Here is a 23,122-nt window from a genome sequence, read left to right as displayed (position 1 = left end):
CGTGAATCTGAAGTTGTTCGGCGAGGTCTTCGTGACCCTCCTGGTGATCGTCGACCCGCCGGGCATGGTGCCGGTGTTCCTGGCCCTGACCGGCACGCTGCCCGCCAAGGAGCGCACGCGCGCCGGCACCCAGGCGGTGCTGCTGGCGCTGGGCGTGATCGTGATCTTCGCGGTGGCCGGCCAGACGCTGCTCGACTACCTGCACGTCCAGTTGCCCGCGCTGCAGGGCGCGGGCGGGCTGCTGCTGGTCCTGGTGGCGTTGCAGCTGCTGACCGGCAAGACCGACGAGCCCTCCGAGCAGGGCGGCACGACCAACGTGGCCCTGGTGCCGCTGGGCACGCCGCTGCTGGCCGGCCCGGGTGCGATCGTCGCCACCATGCTGTTCGTGCAGCGCGCGGACGGGCTGAACGACTACACCGTGATCGGCCTCGGCATCCTCGCGGTCATGATGACGGTCTGGCTGGTGCTGCGCTTCTCCGGCGGCATCGTCAAGCTGCTGCGCCCCGGCGGCATCGAGGTGCTCACCCGCATCGCCGGTCTGCTCCTGGCGGCCATCGCGGTGCAGCTCATCGCGGACGCGGTCGCGGCCTTCGTGGAGTTGTACACGGCCGCGGCCTGATTCTTGTCACAGGGTGCTGGCAGGATTACCGGGTGCCCAGGACTTCCCCCCGATCGGCCGCGGTGCCCGAGCAGTTGGGCTTCGCCGGCATGCCCGAGCGGCTCTTCGTCTGCACGCCGAGCAAGCTCGGCTCGTATGCGGACTGCCCCCGGCGGTACCGCTACACCTACGTCGACCGCCCGTCCCCGCCGAAGGGGCCGCCCTGGGCGCACAACTCCCTGGGCGCGAGCGTGCACACAGCTCTGAAGAACTGGTATGCCGTGCCACCGGACCGCCGGGTCCGCGAGTCGCTGCCCACGCTGCTCAAGGCGACCTGGGTCCGCGAGGGCTACCGCGACGTCGAGCAGGAGCGGATCGCCTACCGCAGGTCCCTCGACTGGCTCGACACCTATGTGGCCGGTCTCGATCCGGTGGAGGAGCCGCTGGGCGTGGAGCGGGTGGTGGCGACGAAGACGGCGGTGCTGGCCTTCAACGGTCGCGCCGACCGCATCGACTCCCGGCAGGGTGAGCAGGGGCCGGAGGCGGTCATCGTCGACTACAAGACCGGCCGGTCCGGGCTGGACGCCGACGACGCCCGCGGCTCGCAGGCCCTGGCCCTTTATGCGTACGCGGCGCAGCGGGTGTTCCGCCGGCCGTGCCACCGGGTCGAGCTGCACCACCTGCCCACGGGCACGGTCGCGGCGCACGAGCACACCGAGGAGTCCCTGGCCCGGCAGGTGGCGCGGGCCGAGGACACCGCCCGCGACATCATCGCGGCGGAAAAGGCGGTGGCGGCCGGGGCGGATCCGGACGCCGAGTTCCCCACCAATCCGGGCAGCCTCTGCGGGTGGTGCGACTTCCGGCGTACGTGCCCGGCGGGGCAGGAGGTCGCGGCCAAGGAGCCGTGGGCCGCGGTCGAGCACCTCGAACGGGCGTCAGGCTAGGCCGACCCGTTCCAGCGCGGCACGGCGTTGCGGAGCCATCTTGTACTGCTCCGGGACGGTGGTCAGGAGGGCGGACAGCAGCAGACGCAGGCCGCGCACCGAGAGGTCGGCGGACAGGTCCGTGGTGGGCAGGCCCAGGCCGCCGTACATCTTGCGGGCCCAGGCCGGCAGCAAAGCGACTGCCGTGCCTGCGACGCCGAAGTAGGCCAGACGGGCCGGCCCGAAGTTCAAGCCCAGCCGCAGCGCGCGGTTGCCCCAGAAGTCGGGCAGCGGTGGCACGGTGAGGAAGAGGGCGGTCTCGGCGGCCTCGCGGGTGATGCCCAGCTGCGGGCGCATCTCCTCGTAGTAGGCAGCGACCTCGGCCGCCGTGCTCGGGACGGTCGCCGGGTCGAGGCCGACCAGCTCGGCGGCCTTGAGCTGCTCGGTGTAGTAGGTGTCGACCTCGTCGTCGGTCAGCTTCAGGCCGGCGCGGCGCGCGGTGGACAGGAACGACTCCACCTCGGCGACGTGCACCCAGCGCAGCAGTTCCGGCTCGTCGATGCGGAAGCGCTCACCGGTGCGGGGGTCGGTCGCGGTCATCCGGGAATGCATGCGCCTGATCCGGCTCGCGACCCGTTCCACCTCGTCGGTGCTGCCGTAGAGCACGGTGCCGACGTACTCGGAGGTGCGGTTGAAGCGGCCCCACGGGTCGGCCTTGTAGCCGGAATTCTGTGCGACGGCCGCGACCGCGCGCGGGTGCAGCGCCTGCAGGTAGAGGGAGCGGAGGCCGCCCATCGTCACGATCGGTTCGTTGTGCACTTTCCACGTGACCGAATCCGGGCCGAAGAGTCCGATGTCCGGGCTGCTGTCCATGCCTCCAGCGTGCCACGCGGAAGCCGAAGTTGAACAGGTTCAGACAGAAGCTTCTGGTCGGCAGGCCGGGCACAGACCCCAGAAGGTGACCTCTGCCTCGTCGACATCAAAGCCGTGGCTGGCGTTCGGATCCAGGCAGGGTCGCTCGCCGATGGCGCAGTCCACGTCCTCGATCGTCCCGCACTTGCGGCAGACGACGTGATGATGGTTGTCGCCGACCCGCGCCTCGAACCGCGCGGGACTGCCGGCCGGCTCGATCCGCCGGGCCAGCCCGGCCCGCGACAGAGCGCCGAGAACGTCGTAGACGGCCTGCGTGGACACCGAGTCGAGCCGGTCCCGCACCTGCCGGGTGATCTCCTCGACCTCCAGGTGACCGCCCTGGGTCAGCACATCGAGCACTGCCACCCGGGGCCGCGTGACCCGCAGCCCGGTCGCCCGCAGCAATTGCTCACCGGTCGTCATCACACCATGACAGCACGGGAGGCGTGCGTACTCAACCGGTTCATCTGCCGGGTCAGGCACCGATTCATGTTTTCTGAACACCGGGGCGCGCAACGGTGAACCGGAATGGTCCACTGCGCGTAGGCGCACACAGGGGGGATGTTTGCGTCGTCAGAGAGTTCTGGTCTGGCGGACCGGATCCCGTGCGACAGAAGGAGGTGACCGTGTTCGATCAGATCAACGGCCTGCCCGTACACGCTCTCGTGATCCACGCGGCGGTGGTCTTCGTACCGTTGCTGGCGCTGACGGCCATCGTGTACGGGGTGCTGCCCCGCTGGCGGTCACGGGTCGGCTGGGCGGCGGTGCTGCTGGCGGTCGCCGCGCCGCTGACGGCCTGGGTGGCCACGGAGTCGGGCGAAGCGCTCCGTGATCGGCTGGTGGCGGACGGCATGAGCGGCCCGCCACTGGCGGCGATCGACGACCACATGGGGTACGGCGAGCTGACGTTCTACTTCTCGCTGGGCCTCGGCGTCGTCACTCTGATCATGGTTTTCCTGACCCTGCGCCGGACGGAACGCCCACTACCTCGCGCAGCGGACCTGGGACTCACGGTGATCATGGTGGCGCTCGCGGCGGTTTCCGGCTATTACGTGTTCAGGACCGGGGACTCCGGGGCCCAGGCAGTGTGGGGCTCGGGGTCCTGACGATCCGCCGCTCCGGCCGCCATGTGGGGTGGTGGCCGGAGCGGTGCCCGCGCTCCGGCCAGGGCTGCGCTCCAGGCCGGCCGTATTCCGTCTGGCGGACCTTCCGCCGGGCGTGGCCCGGCTTGGACTCAGGTCAAGGCCGGCTGAGCCGGTCTTCGCGTCAGAAGAGGACGCGGGCGCAGAGCAGGCACATCAGGATCAGGGCGATCGCGCCGACGACCAGGCCGATGCCGTAGGTCACCGTGCGGGCCGAGCCCTCGGATTCGTCGAGCGCGTCCATGTCCTGCGGTGGCATCGTGCGCGGCGGCGGGGGCTGTCGCACCACCGGTGGCTGCCAGTGCGGCGACGGCGGTGGCGTTCGGGGCGGGCCTTGGTAGGTGGGGGCGGGATCGGGCGCCGGGGCCGGGCGGCCGGCGCCGAAGGGCTCCGGCTCGGCATCCGGGCGCTGCCAGTACGCGTCGTCGTCGGATCCGGTCGGGGCGCTCACGTTCATCGACGCTACATCCCTCGGGTACCGACAGCGCACGCGACGCGGCTTACCCTCGTAGCGTGGACATCTTGGACGAGCCTGAACGCGATGCCGACGCCGAGCGCACCGTCGACTTCGAGCCCGAGGAGACGCCGCTGCTGCCCGAGCAGACCCGCGACGACACCGAGCGCGGCTGGGGCTTCGGCAGGGACGATTCGAACGACGATCGCCTGCTTGAGGACCGCCCGCCGCACTGGGGCTGAGCTACCCGCCGGGCCGCGCCGAAACGACTACCCGACTGGCTGGGTCGAAACGACCGCCCGTCCGGCAGGGCGAGTGCCCGTCGGGCCGGACCGAAACGGCTGCCCGTCGGGCGGGCCGAGTGCCCGTCGGGCCGGGCGGATGCGACTGCCCGTCGGGTCGGAGCAGAACGACTACCCGTCAGGGCGGATCAGAACGGCATAGCCACCACCGGGCGTGGTCACGGCCCGCCGGGCGTCGGCGGGCGTCAGCGCGAGGAGTAAACCACCGCTGGTGGGATCCTCGGCTCCGGTGACTTCGAGCACCAGGGCCGCCGAGGCGATGGCTTGCGGGCTCTCGCCGGTGCTGGACAGCCGGAAGACGTCGACGTGGTCGCCGGGGTGGATCAGCCGCAAGGCGGTGGGCTCGGCCAGGCGGATCGGCACACCGATCGAGCCCGATGGCACTGCGATGGCCCCCGGCGGCCCGTCGGACCGGTTGGGGGCTCTGGCGGCCGGCGGCGAAAGGCCGGCGGGGCCACGTGCCGTCGCGGTCCCGGCAACCTTGGCAGCGCGACACTCGGCAACAGCGGCCGGATCCAGCGTCGGCTCATATGCCATGACCGGCTCCTGGACCTCGGCAGTGCGCACGGCTGAGACCCGTGTCAAGGCGGGAAGCTCACTGTCGCTCGTCGTGCCCAGCCGACGGGCGCCGGGCTCGGGCGTGGGTCCGGCGCAGGCATCGCACCCGGCCCGGCCGGGCTCACAGGCACCGGGCCGAGCCCACATCACCACCGCCGCCGTACCGATCAGAACCGCCACGACCGCCGACCGCAGCAAGGTCGCCCGCCCGGGCCGGCGCCAGCGAACCGGATCCAGCCGGGGCTCCCGGCGACCTCTGCCGCGCATAGCCGCCTCCTGCCCCTCCCAGGGCACCGTCGACACCGGCGCCAGGGATCAGGACGCTAGGCCGAACACAGCAGATCCCGGGGCCGCCCTGTGGACAACCCCGGGATGTGGACAACCGCCCAGCTCTGAGCCGGTCGTGCTAGGAGGAGGACGTCGCCGACTTGGCCGGGCTGGAGCCCGACGAGCTGGACCCGGAGGAGCCCGAGCCCGACGAGCTGGACCCGGAGGAGCCCGAGCCGGACGAGCTGGACCCGGAGGAACCTGAGCTCGAGCCCGCGGCGGCCGGCGTAGCGGCAGGGGTCGAGGACGACGAGTCCGACTTGCTCTCGCCCGCGGGCGCGGCGGACTTCTCGGCGCTCACGTTCCCGGCGCGGGAGTCGTTGCGGTAGAAGCCGGAACCCTTGAAGACGATGCCCACCGAGTTGAAGACCTTGCGGAGCTTGCCGCTGCAGTTCGGGCACTCGGTGAGGGCCGGGTCGGAGAAGGACTGCACCGCCTCGAGCTGTTCACCACACTCGGTGCAGGCGTACTGGTACGTGGGCACTGGTCCTCCGTGTTGCTCAATGGCTTGGCACTCGCCGTCTAGGAGTGCCAATGCTCCGTCATCGGAGTTTATTTCGTCCAGTCCGCGGTGTCGCTGAGACCCTCGGCAGGTGTGATGGCGGCGTGCACACGACGGTCGTGCGGCTCGGCCGGCACCTCGGGCAGCAGCTCACCGTCGTGCAGCAGAGCCACCGTGTACGCCCGTCCGGCGCGGGCCAGCGCGCGGTCGTAGGAGCCGCCGCCACGACCCAGGCGCATGCCGCTGCGGTCGACGGCCAGTGCGGGGACGATCAGCAGGGTGGCCTGGGTGATCGCGTCGACGCCGAGGCGGGGCCCGATCGGCTCCCGCAGGCCTCGCGGGCCTGGCCGCAGCGTGTCCGGCCCCTCGTAGCGGACCCAGTCGAGGTCGTTGTCCGGCAGCAGCACCGGGAGGATGAGCCGGTCGCCCAGGACCTCGGGCAGGTCGGGACCGCCGGGTTCCGGCGCCAGGGGGACATACCCCGCGATCATCGTGGGGGACTGTGCGCGTACGAGATCTTTGAGGACGGCTTGGATCGCGGCCGCGGCCTTCGCGCGGGTTTGCGGGGTTAGGGATTTACGCGCTGCGAGCAGCTGATCGCGTAGCGCAATCTTCCCGGGCCGAGGTTTTTCCGCTCCACCGGCGAAATCCGGCATGCAACACCCCCTTTCAGAAACCGGCAAACGGCGCACACTATGTCAGCATCGCTCCAAAGAAGGCCACTTCCAGGAGGACGTGTGACTCTGCGTGGCCGACTCACTACTGCTTTTCTGGCGGTCGTGCTCGGTCCGGTTCTGCTCGGATCCTTCTTCGTCGGCATGACCGTCGCCACAGTGAGCCGGGACCGGACGGTCGAGCGACTCGATCATGCCGCGACGACGGTGCGTACCGCCATCGGCGCGATGTGCCGGCAGCTGCAGGCCGCCGCCGACGCCGTCGCCGTGCTGCCGGAGGCGGACCGGCGACCCGCCGCGGACCAGCTCGTCACGCGCGGGCTGGCCTCCGGGATCCGGATCGGGGCGAGCGACCCCGGCGGTCAGCGCGACTGTCAGGCGCCCGCCACCGGCGGCAGCGTGACCGCCATCGTCGCGCGCGCCCGGCAGGGGCAGGTCACCGTGGCGGCCGCGCAGGCGCTGGACGCCGGGTTCGTGGCCCGGCTGGCCGCGTCCTGCGGCGCCGAGGTGACGCTGCTGGCCGGCGACAGTCCCGGCGCCGGTCCCGCCTTGAGCTCCGAATCGGCCGCCGTGAGCCGGGCCGTGGCCGCCGCATTGCCTGGTGACGTCACCGCACGCGGCCGCCACTATCTGCGTGCGGTCCCCGTCGAGCCGGGCCAGCCGCTGCCGCTGGTGGTGTCCGTGCGCCAGAACAGCTCCGTCGGCCTGTACGCGCTGCTCCTGGCCGGTGTCGTCCTGGTCGCCGGGGTGGCGATGATCGTCGCCCGCCGGCTCGCCCGCTCCACCACCCGGCCGCTGGAGGAACTGGTCCGGGCCGTCGCGAAGGTGGCCGACGGCGAGCTCGGCACCCGGGTGCCGGTCGGCCGCGACGACGAGCTGGGCCGGCTCGCCGGCACCTTCAACCGGATGACCCGCGAGCTCCAGGCGTACGTGCAGGCGCTGACCGCCAGCCGCGACCAGCTCCGCGGCCATCTCGCCATCCTCGGTGACACTCTGTCCAGCACCCACGACCTGCACCGGATCCTGGAGGTCATCCTGCAGACCGCGCTGTCGGCCACCGGGGCCCGGGCCGGCGTCGTGCTGCTCATCGACCCGGCCGACGGCCGGCTGGTGGCCCGCTGCGCCGAAGGGCTGACCGGCCGCTGGGACGTGCCGGAGGCCGAGCTGCCCGCGCTGCGGGTGCCGCTGGGCACGGGCATCCTCGGTGCGGTCGCGGCCAGCGGCGAGCCGCGGCGCGGCAAGTGCGGGCCGGACGGGGGCACGCTCGACGAGCCGGCGTGCCGGACGTACGTGGCCGTGCCGATCTGCGCCCCGGCCACCGTCGGCGACCCGCTCGTGCCTGGCGACACGCTGATCTCCGGACGGCCGGCGACGCTGGGTGTGCTGGCCCTGTACGACCGGCTCGGCAGCGACGGTTTCGACGACGCCGACCTGCTCACCCTGCGGACCTTCGCCGGGCAGGCCGGGGTGGCCGTGCACAACGTCCGGATGCACGAGGAGGCGCAGCGGCTGTCGCTCACCGATCCGCTCACCGGGCTCTGGAACTACCGCTACCTGCGCGAGTCGCTGCGCCGCGAGGTGGAACGGGCCAGCCGCTTCGGCCGGATGCTGACCGTGCTCGTGCTCGACCTGGACCATTTCAAGGACGTCAACGACAAGTACGGGCACGCCGCCGGGGACACCGTGCTGGGGGAGTTCGCCCGGCGGATCCGGATCGGGTTGCGCGAGGTCGACGTCGCGTTCCGCCAGGGCGGCGAGGAGTTCGTGGTGCTGCTCCCGGAGACCGACGCGTACGGCGGGGTGATCGTCGCCGAGCGCCTGGGGGCCGCGGTCCGGGAGATCCCGGTGCCGATCGATCCCCGCCGGCAGGACACGGCCACCGGGCAGCCGGTCGACCGGGTCGCGATCAGCGTCTCGATCGGCATCGCCGTCTACCCCGAGCACGGTACGACCGCGCAGCAGGTTCTCGATGCGGCTGACGACGCGCTCTACGCCGCGAAGAATGCGGGGAGAGACACCTATCGGCTGGCCGAGTCCGCGCCGGTGCCCGCGGCAACTGTGACGGATCCCGTGGTTTCGGCGGGTGTACCGGAGGGGCATTTCGATCAGGCGGCGGGTCCAGACGTCGTGCCGCCGGGCACGCCCGGCGGGCCACAACCGCCGCGACAGGCCCGTGGCCGATAGTCTCGCGGCATGTCCGGGCATGAACTGAGCGAAGGTGCGGTGACCCCTCAGATGACGACAGAGGCCCATGCGAGCGGCCGTCGGGCGGTGAAGGCTGTCATTCCGGCGGCCGGACTCGCGACGCGTTTCCTGCCGGCCACCAAGGCCGTACCCAAGGAGCTCCTGCCCGTCGTGGACCGCCCGGTCCTGCAGTACATCGTGGAAGAAGCCGCCGCGGCCGGGATCACCGACGTGCTGCTGGTGACCGGCCGGGGCAAGACCTCCATGGTCGACCACTTCGACCGGCGCCCCGACGTGGAGGCCCGGCTGGAGGAGAAGGGCGACCTCGAGCGGCTGGCCGCGGTCCGCCGCACCAGTGAGCTCGCCGATATCTACACCTGCCGTCAGGGTGAGCCGCTCGGCCTGGGTCACGCGGTCGGCGTCGCCGCCTCGCACATCGGTGACAACGCGTTCGCGGTGCTGCTCGGCGACGAGTTTGTCGAGGAGGACGAGCCGCTGCTGCCGTCGATGCTCGACCTGCAGGCCCGCACCGGCGGCATCGTGCTGGCCTTCATGGAGGTCAAGCCCGAGGAGACGTCGCGCTACGGCATCGCCTCGGTGCGCCCGTCCGACCTGGGCGAGGACATCGTCGAGGTGACCGGCCTGGTGGAGAAGCCGGCCCCGGCGGACGCCCCGAGCAACCTGGCCGTACTGGGCCGTTACATCCTGCCGGCCACGATCTTCGACGCGATCGACAACACCAAGCCCGGCAGCGGCGGCGAGATCCAGCTCACCGACGCCATGGCGGCACTGCTCGATTCCGGCACGCCGGTGCACGGCATCGTCTACCGCGGCCACCGTTACGACACCGGGATGCCGCTGGGCTACCTGCAGGCCGTCGTCGAGATCGCGGCCAAGCGCGCGGACCTCGGCGAAGAGTTCCGCGCCTGGCTGGCCGAGTTCGTCGCCGGCGGTGCCAAGGGATGACCGCTACGGCCGATGCCGAGGCGGCCGCCAACGAGCTGATGCCTCTCGCCGAATACCTGGGCAGTGTGCTGCGCAGGTTGCGGGCGCTGCCTCCGCTCGACCTCGACCTCACCCAGGCCCACGGCAACGTGCTGGCCAACGACGTGCTGGCGCCGCACCCGTACCCGGCTTTCGACCAGGCGGCCATCGACGGGTATGCGGCCCGCTGGGAGGATCTCGCGGCCGCGGGACGGATCGGCTCGCACCCGTCGTTCGGGGCGTTCGAGGGCGGTCCGCGCCCGGTCCGCCTCAACGTCGTCGGTGACCTGGGTGCGGCCAGCTGGCGGCCGGTCCGGCTGACCCCCGGCACGTGTTTCTCGGTGGCGGCCGGTGCGCCGCTGCCGATCGGGGCCGACGTGGTCGTGCCGGTGCACTGGACCGACCAGGGCATGGCGGCGGTGGAGATCCTGCACGCCCCGAAGCGTGGATCCGGCGTCCGGCGGGCGGGCGACGAGCTGCCCGTCGGCCGGGTGCTGGCATCCGCGGGCTCGTACGTGACCCCGGCGATGGTGGCGGTCTTCGCGGCGTCCGGGATCGGGCACGTCGTGGTCCGGCCGAGTCCCCGGGTGGTCGTGGTGGCCACCGGCGACGAGCTCGTCGACGTGGGCCGGCCCAGCCAGCCCGGACAGGTGGTGGACGCCAACTCGCACGCGCTGACCGCGGCCGCTGTCGAGGCCGGCGCGCTCGCGTACCGGATCGGCATCTGCGACGACGACCCCGAGGGCCTGCGCGGCCTGCTGGAGGACCAGACCCTGCGGGCCGACCTGATCATCACTACCGGCGGCACGGGCACCGGCCCAGGCGACATGCTGCGCCGGGTGCTGTCCCGCCGCGACCACGGCCGGGGCACGGTCGAGTTCACCGACGTCGCCCTGTGCCCGGGCGCCACCCTCGGCTTCGGCACGGTCGGCGGCGAAGAGGTCCCGGTGGTCTGCCTGCCCGGCGAGCCCGGCGCCGCCCTGATCGGCTTCGAGGTGCTGGCCCGGCCGGTCATCCAGCTGCTGGCCGGCTCGGAACCGGTGTTCCGCCCCAGCGTCAAGGCGCACCTGCTGGAGACCGTGTCGTCACCCGGCGGGCTGCGGGAGTTCCGCCCGGCACACGTCGCGGAACGGCGCGGCGGTGGCTACACTGTGCAGCCGCTCGCCGGAGGGCCGTACACTCTGTCCGGCCTCGCCGAGGCCAACGGTCTGCTGGTGCTCGGGGAGCGGGTCACCGCGGCGGCAGCCGGGTCGACCGTCGACGTGTTGCTGCTCGACCGGAGGCGATGATGCTGGGGTCCACGCCCGGATGGCCTGCCGTCCTGGCGGAGGGATCCGTGCTGCTCAGGCCGTACCGCCGCAGTGACGCGCGGGCCTGGTCCGAGGTTCGGATCGCCAACCAGGCATGGCTGAGCCCGTGGGAGTCGGCACCGCCCGGCCCGTGGGCGGAGATGAACTCCACCCGGGCCTACCTGTACGTCTACCGCGACATGAAGCGGGCCGCCCGGCACGGCGACAGCATGCCGTTCGCCGTCTGCCTGCGCGAGGACGGCATCGAGCGGCTGGTCGGGCACATCAACCTGGGCAGCATCGTGCGGCGGGCGTTCGGCTCGGCGTACGTGGGCTACTGGGTGGACTCGCGGGTGGCGGGCCGCGGCGTCATCCCGACCGCGCTCGCGCTGGCCGTGGACCACGCGTTCGGCGCCGGCGGCCTGCACCGGGTCGAGATCAACATCCGCCCCGAGAACGGCCCCAGCCGGCGCGTCGTGGAGAAGCTCGGCTTCCGCGAAGAGGCGTACCACCCGCGCTACATGCACATCGACGGTGCCTGGCGCGACCACCTGGGCTACGCGATGACCAGCGAAGAGGTCGCGGCCGAGGGCGGCCTGGTGGCCCGCTGGCGGCGCCTGCGAGCCAACGCCCAGTAGCCCGTCAGAACTTATTTGATCATCACGACGGTACGTCCCCGGCGCGGCGTGCCGTTAAATCGTGACTCCCGTGCGTAGCCTCGGGGAGATTAGGACTTTTGTGTGCCCGGAGCCACCGGCCCGGGCACCGCAGGCTGACGGGAGGGGTGAGGGTGCCGACCTCGGTGCTCCTCGCCGTCCTCGCCGCCGCCGGGTTGCTCGCCCTCGCACCGGCGCTCGTACGCCGGTACGACGCCACCGAGCGCCTCGCGGCGGAGCGGGCGTCGTCGACGGCTCGGGTGCTGCAGCGCCGCCGTCGGCTCCGCACTGTGCCCGGACGCCGACCGGTCAACCCCGGACGCCAGTATCTGGTTACGTCGCGGACCCTAACGGGTGACCCGACCCCGGTGTCGGCCGCCCCCGTGTCGGCGCCCCCGGCCCGCAAACTCCGCCTGGTACCGGCCCGCCGGCCGGTCCGTCGCCCCCCGGTCCGTCGCCAGACCCCAGCAGTGGTCCGCCGGCGCCGCGTCTTCGCAGCGCTGCTGCTGCTCAACGTGATCGAACTGATCGGCGTACTGGCGGTCGGCCCCGGCTTCTGGATCAGCTTCGCGGTGACCGGCACCCTGCTGGCCATCTACCTGGTGCACCTGCGCAACCGCGCGATCGCGGACCGGCACCGGCGCCGCGTCGAGGCCCGGGAAGCGGCCTGGCTGGCCGCAAGACAAGCAGAGGTACGCCGGGAGCAGGCGCGCAGGGCGGCGGCACGAAGAGAAGCGCAGCGTCGGCTGGCAGCCCAGAAGGAAGCCGTACGGCGGGCAGCGATGGGCCTGGACCGCGACCCGTCGGATCTGCCGGCCGCGGTCAACGGTGGCTCGGTGTCGTACCGCCGGGGCGGCGGGCTGCGCGGACGGCCGTACGAGGCGGGCGGCCGCGGCCCGAAATGATCTCCCCGGCGCGCCGCGGAGGGTGATTCGCAGGGGGCTGGGCCGACCTGTTAGCCTTGCTGCGGTCCTACGGGACCGGGGGGCTGTGGCGCAGTCTGGTAGCGCACCTCGTTCGCATCGAGGGGGTCTGGGGTTCAAATCCCCACAGCTCCACCCCACTGAGGCCCTGAACAGCAGAATGCTGGTCAGGGCCTTTTCGGTTCTGCGTTTCTGGAATTGCTCCCGCATCCCGATATCGGCTGACTGCGCGTACCCGTAGATCTGCGACCTTATCGGTGAGATGCATGTCACATTTGCGCTCATCGCTGCGCCGGCGGCTGCCGGTCCGGGGTTTTCAGGTGATCTAGCAAGGCTTCCAGGCTGCGGCGGTCGTCAAGTCGGCCGCAAACCGGCCCCGCCGGAGGGGTTGCGATCATCCATCGACCGATGACATCTTGACCGGGCTTCAACGCAGCTGTGCCGATCGATGGATCGGCCGGTGTCTCACGGGGGAATGAAACGATGCGGCAGAGCTGGTATTCGCGTGCGCGAAAAATCTCCAGCGGTCCCGCCGGGCGCAGGCGTGCGCAGCGTGCGCGCCTGATCCGGGTGACCGTCGGTCTTGGCCTGGCGTTGGTCATGGCCGCGTGCGACGCGCAGCAGGGCACCGAGGCGGTACTCACCAATCCGCGACCGATCGCGGGGGTGACCAATCACCGTGCCCAGCCGGCGCCGGAACAGCGCTGGGGCAATGCCTCCGGGCTGAACCCGGTGGCCGACGGGCCGCGCAACACCTATCGGCCGCCGTCGCTGCGCTCGCGCTACCCGGTGATGAAAGCGCCCGTCGCGCCGGCCAACGCGGCCCAGGTGAAGGCCGCGCCCGTCGCCAAGGTGACCGGCTTCGACACCCGTACCAGCCGTGAGGTGGCGGGCGCCCGGGCAGCCCACGAGCGCACCTACGACAACGTGGACGGCACCCAGACGACCGAGTTCTCCTCGGCCGCGGTGAATTACCGCAAGGCCGACGGCACCTGGGCGCCGATCGACTCCAACCTGGCCGGCGACGCGGCGAGCGGCTGGCGGCGCAGCGCCGACTCGGTCGACCTGCGGCTGGCCGGTCGCGCGGACGCGGCCGAGCTGGTGCGCGCGACGCTGCCCGGCGGCGGCGTGCTCGCCTACGGCGCGGCGGAAGCCCGTGCGGTGACCGGCGAGGTGACCAAGGACACGGCGGTATATCGCGGTGCCTGGCCCGGCGTCGACATCGAGCTGCAGGCGCAGCCCGGCGGGGTCAAGGAGACCCTGGTGCTCGGCTCCGCCGAGGCTCGTACGAAGTTCGTCTTCCCGCTGCGCCTCACCGGCCTCAAAGCGGCGGTGGACGGTGACCAGGTCGTGCTGACCGACACCGCGGGCGTGCGCCGGGCCACGATCCCGGCCGGTTACATGGTGGACGCCGAGGGCGCCATCTCGCACGACGTGCAGTACCGCCTGGTCACCCAGGAGGGCGTGCCGGCCCTGCAGGTCACCGCCGACGCCGGGTGGCTGGGCGCCGCCGGCCGGGCGTACCCGGTGCGGCTCGACCCGCCGGTGCTCGCCGACGGCGCCGCCACCGAGAGCCTGGTCGTGCAGGGCAGCTCGTCGCACGGCGGCGGCAGCGACCTGCTGGTCGGACGCCGCGACGGCAAGTCGTCCGCGTCCTACCTCAAGTTCCCCGACCTGGTCACGAAACTGCGCAACCACACCATCTTCAGCGCCCAGGTCAGCTTCGCGGCCTACCAGGCGCCCTCCTGCAAGCCGCGCCAGCTCAGCGTCCACCCGGTCACCGAGTCGTGGACCAGCGGCGCGACCAACCAGAGCTACCCGGGCCCGAACGTCGGCTCGTCGATCGGCAGCGCGACATTCGCCCAGGGTTACGTGGCGCTGGGCCAGTCCACCTCGCCCTGCCCGGTCACCGGCACAGTGATCAACCTGGGCAGCAAGGGCCGGGACCTGGTCCAGGGCTGGGTCAACGGCAGCAAGGCCAACAACGGCATCTCGCTGCGCGCGCCGGTCTCGGACGAGAGCGCGTGGAAGGTCATCGCCGGCACCGGCACCGCCAACCCGCCGAAGATGTACGTGACGCACACGCCGTACAACGCGAAGTACGCGATGCCGGACCCCACGCCGAAGCCCGCCGTGCTGCAGAACCAGGCCGGCAAGGTCAAGATCACGGTGACCAACACCAGCGCGATGGACTGGACCGCCAGCGGCTACCGGCTGATCTACCGGGTCTACAACGCCCGCACCCAGGCCAAGGTCGGCCAGTACACCGCGGGCAGCCTGCCGGCCGCGGGCCTGGCGCGCACCAAGTCGGCGACCATCGAGGCGACCATCCGCGCCCTGCCGATCGGTGAGTTCCTCATCGACTTCAGCATGGCCACCGCCAACGGCAAGGTGGTCTTCACCGACGAGAACGTGCCGCCCGCCCGGATCGCGCTGCGGGTGGAGAACATCGCCCCGGTCGTCAAAGACCTGTTCCCCCCGAACGGCTACCAGTCGCCGACTCTGACCCCACAGCTCTGGGCCCAGGCGACCGACCTGGACGCCCCGCCCAAGACCAGCCTGACGTACAAGTTCGAGTACTGCGCGGTCGGTAGCGACGCCAAGCCGACCGGCTGCACGACGACGGCGTACCAGGCCAAGCAGGCCTTCACCATTCCCGCCGGCAAGCTCAAGTGGAGTACGCCCTACCTCTGGCGTTCCTTCATCAAGGACAACGCCGACGAGGTCATCACCGATTACGCCACGCTGGTCACCGCGATCCCGCAGCCGGAGATCACCTCGCGGATCGCCAACGCGCCGTTCGGCAGCACCGAACGCGACTTCGACCCGGACATCGGCAACTACAGCACCGGTGCGGTCGACGCGACGGTTGCCGCGGCCGGGCCCCCGGTCAAGATCGTGCGTACCTACAACAGCCTCGACCCGCGCACCGACCTGGCCTTCGGCACCGGCTGGATGAGCCAGATCGACATGAAGGCCACCACGGACACCGACGGCTCGGGCAACGTCCTGATCACCTATCCGGACGGCCAGCAGGTGCGCTTCGGCAAGAACGCCGACAACACCTACGCCGCGCCGACCGGCCGCAACGCGCAGCTGAGCTGGGACAGCGCCACCGGCCTGTTCTCGCTGAAAGACTCGGCGGCCACCGTCTACCAGTTCGATGGAGCGCCCAGCGGCAGGCTCGTCCGGATCAAGGACAAGTTCTCCCGGACGGTGGAGTTCAGCGTCGACGTCAACAACGGCAAGATCGCCAAGATGCAGGCCAAGCTGGCCCAGAACAGCCTGCCCGGCCGCGCCCTGACGATCGGCTGGGACCCGGCCGGCAAGCACATCACCAGCGTCTCCACCGACGCGGTCAACGGGCGCAAGCTCACCTGGACGTACGCGTACGACGGCGACAAGCTCACCACGGTCTGCTCGCCGGGCAACGTCTCGTGCACCTCCTACTCGTACGCCGACGGCTCGCACTACCGCGGCGGCGTGCTGGACAGCGACCCGGACTCCTTCTGGCGCCTCGGCGAGAAGAAGGAAGCCTCGGCGGCCGGCAGCGAGATCCTGAACAACCTCGGCAAGGACGCCGGCGTCGCCCGTAACGTGCAGTTCGAGGAGGCCGGCGCGCTCGCCGGCACGGACAACACGGCGGCACTGTTCAACGGCTCCACCTCGGTCGTCGAACTGCCCAAGGGCATCGTGAAGCGGAGCCGCGACACCGCGGTCGAGCTGTGGTTCAAGATCTCCGGATCGCAGAGCGGCGGCCCGCTCCTGGGCTACCAGGACAAGGCGGTCGACCAGACCCCCACCACCGGTGTGCCGCTGCTCTACGTGGACACCAACGGCCAGCTCCGTGGCCAGTTCAAGACCACGTCGGCCACTCCCAACCCCATGACGGTGTCCGGCGATCTCCGCAACAACCAGTGGCACCACGTCGTCATGTCGGTGACTGCCGACGTGCAGACGCTCTACCTGGACGGTGAGCGCAAGATCAGCAAGCCGGTCGCCGACGGTGTGCTTGACCACAGCCTGCTCACCTTCAACCAGGCCGGCGCGGCCTGGGCGACCTCGCCGGCCTCCTGGCCCGGCTGGGGCACCGCCGCCAAGCGCACCCTCAACGGTTCGCTGGACGAGGTCGCCGTCTACGGTCACGGGCTCAGCGACAAGAGCGTCAAGGCGCACTACAACCTCGGCAAGTTCAAGGCCGACCAGCTCGCGGTGACCACCTTGCCGAGCGGCAAGATCGCCTCGGAGGTCGCGTACGACACCTCGGCCGACCGGGTCAAGGAGTACACCGACGGCAACGGCGGCACCTGGAAGATCGGCCTGCCCACCGTCTTCGGCGGCGACACCGACCTGCGCCGCGGTGTGTCGGTGCTCGACCCGGCCGACCGCCCCTACCTGTACGAGTACGACGCGCTGAGCGGGCGGATGCTGCGCTCGGGCTCCCCGCTGGGCATCAGCACCCGGCCGGAGGACCGTACGCCCACCCCGTCGCCGACGCCCACCCCGTCGCCGAGTGAGGTGTGCACCTCCCCGGACCCGGGCGACCCGCAGTTCTGCACCGTCATCCCGGGTGGCGCCGGCGGACCGGTGTTCACCGAGGCGGAGCTCGGCGGCATGGTCGTGCGGTCCTTCGGTTATGACCTCAAGGGGCGGCAGGACCGGATCGTCGACGAGAACGGCCACTCGGTCCAGCTGACCTTCGACGACCGGGGCAACGTCACGTCCCGCACGTCGTGCCGCAAGCAGGGCGACTGCCAGACGACGTACACCAAGTACACGACGCCGTCGACGACCAACCCGTTCGATCCGGTCAACGACCTGCCGACCGAGGTCCGCGACCCGCGGTCGACGAGCGACACGGACACCCGGTACCGCACGGTGACCGCATACACGACCAGTGGCGAGGTCGACACCGAGACCGGTCCGGACTTCGCCGCCACCAAGACGACCTACACCACGGGCGGTGAGCAGTCCTTCAACCCGGTGGGCGAGTTCACGCCGCCCGGCCTGCCGGCCACGGTCACCGACACCGAGAGGCGGGTCACCCGGTTCAAGTACAACTCCTCCGGCGACCTGACCTCGACGACGACGCCGTCCGGCCTGGTCACCGAGTCGACGTACGACGTGCTCGGCCGCAAGATCCAGGACAAGGAGAAGTCCGACTCGTTCCCGGACGGCGTGGTCACCACGTACACGTACGACGACATGGGCCGGCTGCTGACCACCACCGGCCCGGTGACCAGCAACGCGGTGGACGGCTCCAAGCACCAGGCGGTCACGACCAACACCTATGACGTGGACGGCAACGTCACCAGGACGGTGGTCAAGGACGCGCTGGACGCCGCTGAGCCTGAGCGGGTCACCAGCATCGAGTACGACGAGTACAACCGGCAGGTCCGCACCGTCAACCCTGAGGGTGACGAGCAGTCCGAGGGCTACGACCAGTTCGGTAACCGGACGTCGGTGGTCGACGGCAACGGCAACCACTACGAGTACGCCTTCACCGCCCGCAACGCCCTCGCCGAGGTGCGCCTCTACGACTGGCGTGGTGACCCGGACGGCGGCAAGCCGCAGGACGAGAAGCTCGGCTACATCGTGCTGAACGCGTACGCGTACGACTACGGCGGCCGGATGGCGGCCCAGGTCGACGCGATGGGCCGGCGCATGGAGTACACCTACTTCGACGACGACCTGCTGGCGAAGATCGTCCTGAAGGACTTCCACGACCCGAACGGCACCAAGCGCGACTACGTGCTGCAGGACAACACGTACGACGCCGCGGGCAACCTGACGAGGCAGGCCACCAACAACGGCCTCAAGGTGGTTACCAACGCCGTCAACGCGCTCGGCCGCAACGACTCCACGACGTTCGACCCGGGCGGCCTCAACCGCTCGACCGCGTTCACCTACGACACCCTGGGCAACGTCACGAGCACCGTCCAGACCGGCACCGCGGTCAACGTGCCCTGGCCGGTGGTGGCCAACCTCAAGATCCAGACGACCAACACCTACAACGCCAAGGGCCAGCTCGAGAGCGAGAAGGTGGTCGACGGCTCCCAGGTCCGCACCACGTCGTACACGTACGACAGCCGGGGCCTGGCGCTGACCAGCACCGAGCCGCGCGGCAACGTCGCGGGGGCCGACAAGGCCGCGTACACCACGACCCACAAGTACGACGAGAACGGCGACCGGATCCAGACGATCGCCCCGCGCGTGCAGGTGGAGAGCGGTGGCGCCGCGGCCACTGCGGCCAACCCGACGGTGACCACCGGCTACAACGCGTTCGGCGAGGTCGTGGCCTCCCGCGACGCCCTCGGCAACGTCAGCCGCAGCCGGTACGACCGGATGGGCCGCGTGGTCGAGGTCACGGGTCCGATGTACACGCCCGCCGGCGCTCCCACCTCGGGCGCGGCGCCGATCACCAAGACGTCGTACGACGCGCTGGGCAACCCCGTCGAGACCACCGACGCCCGCGGCGCGGTGACGCGTCTGAAGTACGACCGGCTCAACCGGGTCGTCGAGCAGGACCGGCCGGGGTCGACGAACGACGAGCGCGCGGTCAGCAGATTCACGTACACCCGGACCGGCAAGCTGCTGTCCTCGGTGAGCCCGACCGGCATCCGCGTCGAGGCGACCTACGACGATCTCGACCGTCAGATCACGGCGACGACGTTCGAGCGCAAGCCTCTGGCGAACACCTTCACCACCACCATGAAGTACGACGACGCCGACAACGTCGTGGAGACCAGGTCGCCCGGTGGCCTCATCACGTCGATGACCTACGACAAGATCGGGGAACTGCTCACCAAGACCGATCCCGCGCAGGTCACCACGAAGTACGGCTACGACGCGTTCGGCAACACCGTCCGGGACACCGACGGCGCCGGCCGCACCACCCGCCGCGACTACGACGGCTTCGGCCAGGTCACCGCGGAGATGGACCTCAGCCCGGCCGGGACGGAGCTGCGGCGCGAGCGGTTCACCTACGACGAGAGCGGCAACGTCAAGACCCGGACGAACGCGCTGGAGAAGACGGTCTCGTTCAAGTACGACCCCCTCGACCACCTGATCGAGCAGGTCGAGCCGAAGAGCGCCACCGAGAGCATCACCACGTCGTTCGGCTACGACGCCGCAGGCAACCGCACCCGCTACACCGACGGCCGGCAACTGTCCACGTACTACACCGTCAACAGCCTGGGCCTGCCCGAGACGGTGATCGAGCCGTCCACCTCGGCGCACCCGGCCCTGGGGGACCGCACCTGGACCGTCGGCTACGACCTGAACGGCAACGCCGACCGGCTGACCGCGCCCGGCGGGGTCACCCGGGTCCGCGAATACGACGCCGCGAACCGCATGACCGCCGAGACCGGCAGCGGGGCGGGCACGGCGGTCAAGCGGGGGATGACCTACGACCTGGAGAGCCGGGTCAAGGCCGTCACCTCCAACTCGGGTGCCAACACCTACGACTACGACGACCGGGGCAACCTGCTCAGCGCGGCCGGCCAGTCCGGCACCGCCGGCTACGTCTACGACGCCGACGGCCAGGTCACCACCCGCACCGACGCGGTCGGCTCGGCCACCTTCAGCTACAAGTCGGGCCGCATCGACACCATGCAGGACGCGGCGTCGGGCGTCACCCAGAAACTCGGCTACAACGCGGCCGGTCTGCTGGAGAAGGTCGACTACGGCGCCGGACGGGGCCGCACGTACGGCTATGACGACTTCGGCCGGCTCGCCTCGGACACGCTGAAGAACAGCGCGAACGCCGAGGTGGCGAAGATCGCCTACCGCTACGACAAAGACGACCACCTGATCGGCAAGGACACAGTCGGCACGGCCGGCGCGGGCGACAACACCTACGGGTACGACGACGCGGGCCGCATGACCTCCTGGACGTCCACCTCCGGCACGGTCGACTACGCCTGGGACGACTCCGGTAACCGGATCAAGGCCGGCGCCAAGACCGCCAGGTACGACGAGCGGAATCGTCTGCTCAGCGACAGCGACTACACGTACACGTACACGCCGCGCGGGTCGATGGCGACCCGGACCAGCTCCGGGCTCACCGAGGCGTACTCGTTCGACGCGTTCGACCGCCTGGTCAGCTCGGAGGGTCAGGCCTACGTGTACGACGGGCTCAACCGGGTGATCAACCGGGCGGGCAAGGGATTCGGGTACGCCGGCTTCGAACCGGACCCGGTGAACGACGGCTCGGAGCAGTTCGCCCGCGGACCCTCCGGTGAGCTGCTCGCGGTCGAGGACAGCGAGAACAACACCCGGATCACGGTGTCGGACGAGCACGACGACGTGGTCGCGTCGTTCGACTCGGGCGGCGACCTGTCGAAGCTGGCCGCTTCAACCGCGTACGACCCGTACGGTCAGCGGACCGCCCAGGCCGGCGCGCAGTCCAACCTGGGCTACCAGGGCGACTGGACCGACCCGGACACCGGGCAGGTCAACATGGGCGCCCGCTGGTACGAGCCGGGCACGGGCACGTTCACCTCCCGCGACACGGTGAACTACTCGCAGGGCGACTCGATCCTGGCGAACAAGTACACGTACGGCGCCGGCAACCCCATGTCGAACAACGACCCGACCGGCAACTGGCCGTCCTGTGGCTGGTGCAAGAAGGCCATCAACAAGGTGACCAGCGTGGCCAGCACGGCGTGGAACTACACCACCCGCGCGGTCAGCTACGCCGGTTCCTGGCTCGCCTCGCAGGCCCGAGCCGCCTGGTCCGGCATCAAGCGCATCGGCACGGCCATCGTCAACTCGGTCGCGTCGGGCCTGCGCACGGTCGGCCGGGCACTGCGCAGCAGTTATGAGCGCTACGTCCAGCCGACACTGAAGCGGGCCAGGGACTACGCCGCGCAGAAGGCAGCCGAGATCCATCGAGCGGCAGTCGCGGTGCAGACCAGGGCCAAGTCGGCGATCCGCAACGCGGTGAAGAACGTTTCGCTCAAGCGGATCGGGACCGCGGTGCTGGCCTCGCTGAGCACGATGCAGCTGAGCATCTCGGCGTCACTACCGGCCAGCATGGTGCAGAGCTTCAACTCGGTCGTCCAGGACATGAGCAGCGCGGCTGACGCGCTGTACAAGACCGCGACGTCCGTGGGCAACGCCGTCGTCAGCGGGGTGCAGGCCGCAGGCCAATGGGTCGTCGACAACAAGGCAATGATCGCCGGCGCCATCGCGGGCACGGTGGTCGGCATCGGCTGCGGCATCGCGATCGGTGTGACGGGCGTGGGCGCGGTGGCCTGCGCGGCGGCGGCGGGTGCGGTCGGGTCGCTGGTGAGCGACTGGGTCGAGGGGGGCAAGACCTGGAAGGAGATGGCCGCGAACGCGGTCATGGGCGGCGTCCTGGGCGGGATCATGGGCCCGCTGTCGGCGGTCGGCGGCTCAGCGGTCACCGGCGCGGTGCGTGGCCTGATCAGCGGCGGCGTGCGGAACGCGGTGCGGGCCGGTAGCACGGCTGCGGTGAGCACGTTCAAGTCGTTCGGCAGCACCGAGGTCGGTGGGCTGGTCGGCAAGGCGCTGGCGAACCGGGGGGCGAGCTCGGCCGGTCGCGAGGCCGTGGAGTCCGCGGGTGCTTCGTGCAAGCGCGGGCTGGTGCCGAACAGCTTCGCTCCGGGGACTGCCGTTCTGATGGCCAACGGCAGAACGAAGAAGATCGAGGATGTCAAGCTCGGCGACTGGGTCCTGGCCACCGATCCGACCACTGGGAAGACCGAAAAGCGCAGGGTGACCGCCCTGATCGTCGCCGTCGGCGAGAAGCCGATGGTCGAGCTCACGGTGGACACCGACGGCAAGAGGGGCACCAAGACCGCATCTGTCACTGCGACGGCTGGTCACCCGTTCTGGGTGCCTCGCCTGCACAAATGGGTGGAGGCAGGGAAGCTCGCATCCGGTTCGATGCTGAGGACCGGTGCGGGAACGCGCATCCAAGTCAAAGCAGTCAAGACATGGACCGCTCAGGCGCAGCGGGTCCACAACCTCACTGTCGACGGCCTTCACACGTTCTATGTGGTCGCCGACAAGACCCCGGTTCTCGTCCACAACTGCGGCAATGGTGATACCCCTGCGCCGTCAATGGCAGCGGAACCATACGGACCTGCTCCGAGGCCGACCTTCATGGCCGACGCTAATGGCACTACCGTGCCGCTGAGTGCATCCAGACTGCAAGGGGGATTGCAGGCGGCGGTCGATGCTGGAGAGGCTGGATTTAGCACCTTCCCGACTCGCTCTGCCGGGGTCGGTTATACGTTCCCGAACGGAGACACCGTTCGAATAATGCAGCCAACGAGATATGCTGGTTTGCGCGCATCTTTCGAAAATAGTAGCGGCAATGCCATCAACCCCTTCAGTGGTCGACCGCCTCAGCCTCCCAGGGGATTTACCGGGAATGCAAGAGAGTACGTTCGAAATCGCTCCCACGTTGATCTCGACTAGGCTTCCGAGGTGGAACGCTGATTGGGTGTTACGCGGAGAGGGTGCCATGCTGATCGTTGAGTGCGGCGGAGTCGAGCTTAATTGGTGGTCGAGAAGTGACAGGTAGGGAAGAGCTGCCAGGATCGGATTCCTTCGTAACCGAAGTTGGAATCCGCCAGGCGTGGCTGTTCGTCACGATGTATGACAGCTCGCCTGAGAGGTCTGCAGAGACGCGGCTTTTCTTGGACACTAGTTGGATTCTTGGC

Annotated in this window: 16 protein-coding genes and 1 tRNA gene; 11 read left to right on the top strand and 6 right to left on the bottom strand. The window is 70.3% G+C overall.

Features of this window, described 5'->3' with window-relative positions:
- Position 1: 1 nt before the first annotated feature.
- Both ACQP2Y_RS43550 and ACQP2Y_RS43545 read left to right on the top strand, forming a co-directional pair.
- Entirely contained in the window at positions 2-619 is a 618-nt protein-coding gene (locus ACQP2Y_RS43550) for a MarC family protein (RefSeq protein WP_360545573.1), read from the top strand.
- Between the two features lie 89 nt (positions 620-708).
- A complete protein-coding gene (locus tag ACQP2Y_RS43545; protein ID WP_433732335.1) occupies positions 709-1,542 on the top strand; it encodes a RecB family exonuclease in 834 nt (277 codons plus the stop codon).
- On the opposite strand, the gene ACQP2Y_RS43540 is transcribed toward ACQP2Y_RS43545, so the two are convergent.
- Together ACQP2Y_RS43540 and ACQP2Y_RS43535 are read right to left on the bottom strand one after the other, a co-directional pair.
- Positions 1,534-2,394 carry an oxygenase MpaB family protein gene (locus ACQP2Y_RS43540; RefSeq protein ID WP_433722367.1) on the bottom strand — a complete coding sequence of 287 codons (861 nt, stop codon included), beginning with the start codon at positions 2,392-2,394 and terminating at the stop codon, positions 1,534-1,536. The genes ACQP2Y_RS43545 and ACQP2Y_RS43540 overlap by 9 nt on opposite strands.
- A gap of 39 nt (positions 2,395-2,433) precedes the next feature.
- The gene (locus tag ACQP2Y_RS43535; RefSeq protein WP_433722365.1) at positions 2,434-2,856 is read right to left on the bottom strand and encodes a Fur family transcriptional regulator; all 423 of its coding nucleotides are present in this window, start codon (positions 2,854-2,856) and stop codon (positions 2,434-2,436) included.
- A gap of 203 nt (positions 2,857-3,059) precedes the next feature.
- Between ACQP2Y_RS43535 and ACQP2Y_RS43530 the strand changes: the two genes are divergently transcribed.
- The gene (locus ACQP2Y_RS43530) at positions 3,060-3,539 is read left to right on the top strand and encodes a DUF2231 domain-containing protein (RefSeq protein ID WP_433722363.1); all 480 of its coding nucleotides are present in this window, start codon (positions 3,060-3,062) and stop codon (positions 3,537-3,539) included.
- A 160-nt stretch (positions 3,540-3,699) separates the two neighbouring features.
- Here ACQP2Y_RS43530 and ACQP2Y_RS43525 read toward each other — a convergent pair whose 3' ends face one another.
- Positions 3,700-4,032 (bottom strand): translation initiation factor 2, encoded by a 333-nt coding sequence (locus ACQP2Y_RS43525; protein ID WP_360545565.1) that lies wholly within the window; start codon positions 4,030-4,032, stop codon positions 3,700-3,702.
- 56 nt (positions 4,033-4,088) lie between these two features.
- On the opposite strand from ACQP2Y_RS43525, the gene ACQP2Y_RS43520 reads away from it, so the two are divergent.
- On the top strand, positions 4,089-4,271 hold the full coding sequence (locus ACQP2Y_RS43520) for a hypothetical protein (protein ID WP_433722361.1): 183 nt from the start codon (positions 4,089-4,091) through the stop codon (positions 4,269-4,271).
- Positions 4,272-4,442: 171 nt separating this feature from the next.
- Here ACQP2Y_RS43520 and ACQP2Y_RS43515 read toward each other — a convergent pair whose 3' ends face one another.
- The 3 genes from ACQP2Y_RS43515 to ACQP2Y_RS43505 form a co-directional block, all read right to left on the bottom strand.
- A complete protein-coding gene (locus ACQP2Y_RS43515) occupies positions 4,443-4,898 on the bottom strand; it encodes a hypothetical protein (protein ID WP_433722359.1) in 456 nt (151 codons plus the stop codon).
- Positions 4,899-5,295: 397 nt separating this feature from the next.
- Positions 5,296-5,700 (bottom strand): FmdB family zinc ribbon protein, encoded by a 405-nt coding sequence (locus ACQP2Y_RS43510; protein ID WP_433722357.1) that lies wholly within the window; start codon positions 5,698-5,700, stop codon positions 5,296-5,298.
- Positions 5,701-5,768: 68 nt separating this feature from the next.
- Positions 5,769-6,374 (bottom strand): 5-formyltetrahydrofolate cyclo-ligase, encoded by a 606-nt coding sequence (locus ACQP2Y_RS43505; protein ID WP_433722355.1) that lies wholly within the window; start codon positions 6,372-6,374, stop codon positions 5,769-5,771.
- A gap of 81 nt (positions 6,375-6,455) precedes the next feature.
- Here ACQP2Y_RS43505 and ACQP2Y_RS43500 point away from each other — a divergent pair, with 81 nt between their 5' ends.
- The 7 genes from ACQP2Y_RS43500 (at position 6,456) to ACQP2Y_RS43470 (ending at position 22,877) form a co-directional block, all read left to right on the top strand.
- Positions 6,456-8,576, top strand: coding sequence for a diguanylate cyclase (locus ACQP2Y_RS43500; RefSeq protein ID WP_433722353.1), 2,121 nt, complete (start codon positions 6,456-6,458; stop codon positions 8,574-8,576).
- 51 nt (positions 8,577-8,627) lie between these two features.
- Positions 8,628-9,542: a UTP--glucose-1-phosphate uridylyltransferase gene (locus ACQP2Y_RS43495; protein ID WP_433722351.1), complete on the top strand. Its 915-nt coding sequence runs from the start codon at positions 8,628-8,630 to the stop codon at positions 9,540-9,542.
- Positions 9,539-10,849, top strand: coding sequence for a molybdopterin molybdotransferase MoeA (locus ACQP2Y_RS43490; RefSeq protein ID WP_360545551.1), 1,311 nt, complete (start codon positions 9,539-9,541; stop codon positions 10,847-10,849). Before ACQP2Y_RS43495 ends, ACQP2Y_RS43490 begins: the two co-directional genes overlap by 4 nt.
- The gene (locus ACQP2Y_RS43485; RefSeq protein ID WP_433722348.1) at positions 10,846-11,487 is read left to right on the top strand and encodes a GNAT family N-acetyltransferase; all 642 of its coding nucleotides are present in this window, start codon (positions 10,846-10,848) and stop codon (positions 11,485-11,487) included. Before ACQP2Y_RS43490 ends, ACQP2Y_RS43485 begins: the two co-directional genes overlap by 4 nt.
- 152 nt (positions 11,488-11,639) lie before the next feature.
- On the top strand, positions 11,640-12,410 hold the full coding sequence (gene sepX / locus ACQP2Y_RS43480) for a divisome protein SepX/GlpR (protein ID WP_433722346.1): 771 nt from the start codon (positions 11,640-11,642) through the stop codon (positions 12,408-12,410).
- A gap of 79 nt (positions 12,411-12,489) precedes the next feature.
- A tRNA-Ala gene (locus tag ACQP2Y_RS43475) sits at positions 12,490-12,563 on the top strand.
- A 435-nt stretch (positions 12,564-12,998) separates the two neighbouring features.
- On the top strand, positions 12,999-22,877 hold the full coding sequence (locus tag ACQP2Y_RS43470) for an RHS repeat-associated core domain-containing protein (protein WP_433722344.1): 9,879 nt from the start codon (positions 12,999-13,001) through the stop codon (positions 22,875-22,877).
- Positions 22,878-23,122: the final 245 nt, after the last annotated feature.

This window comes from Actinoplanes sp. CA-051413, assembly GCF_050955795.1.
Classification (GTDB): Bacteria; Actinomycetota; Actinomycetes; order Mycobacteriales; family Micromonosporaceae; genus Actinoplanes.
Note: the sequence above shows the minus strand (reverse complement) of the source record. Positions and strands in the feature narration are given on the sequence as shown.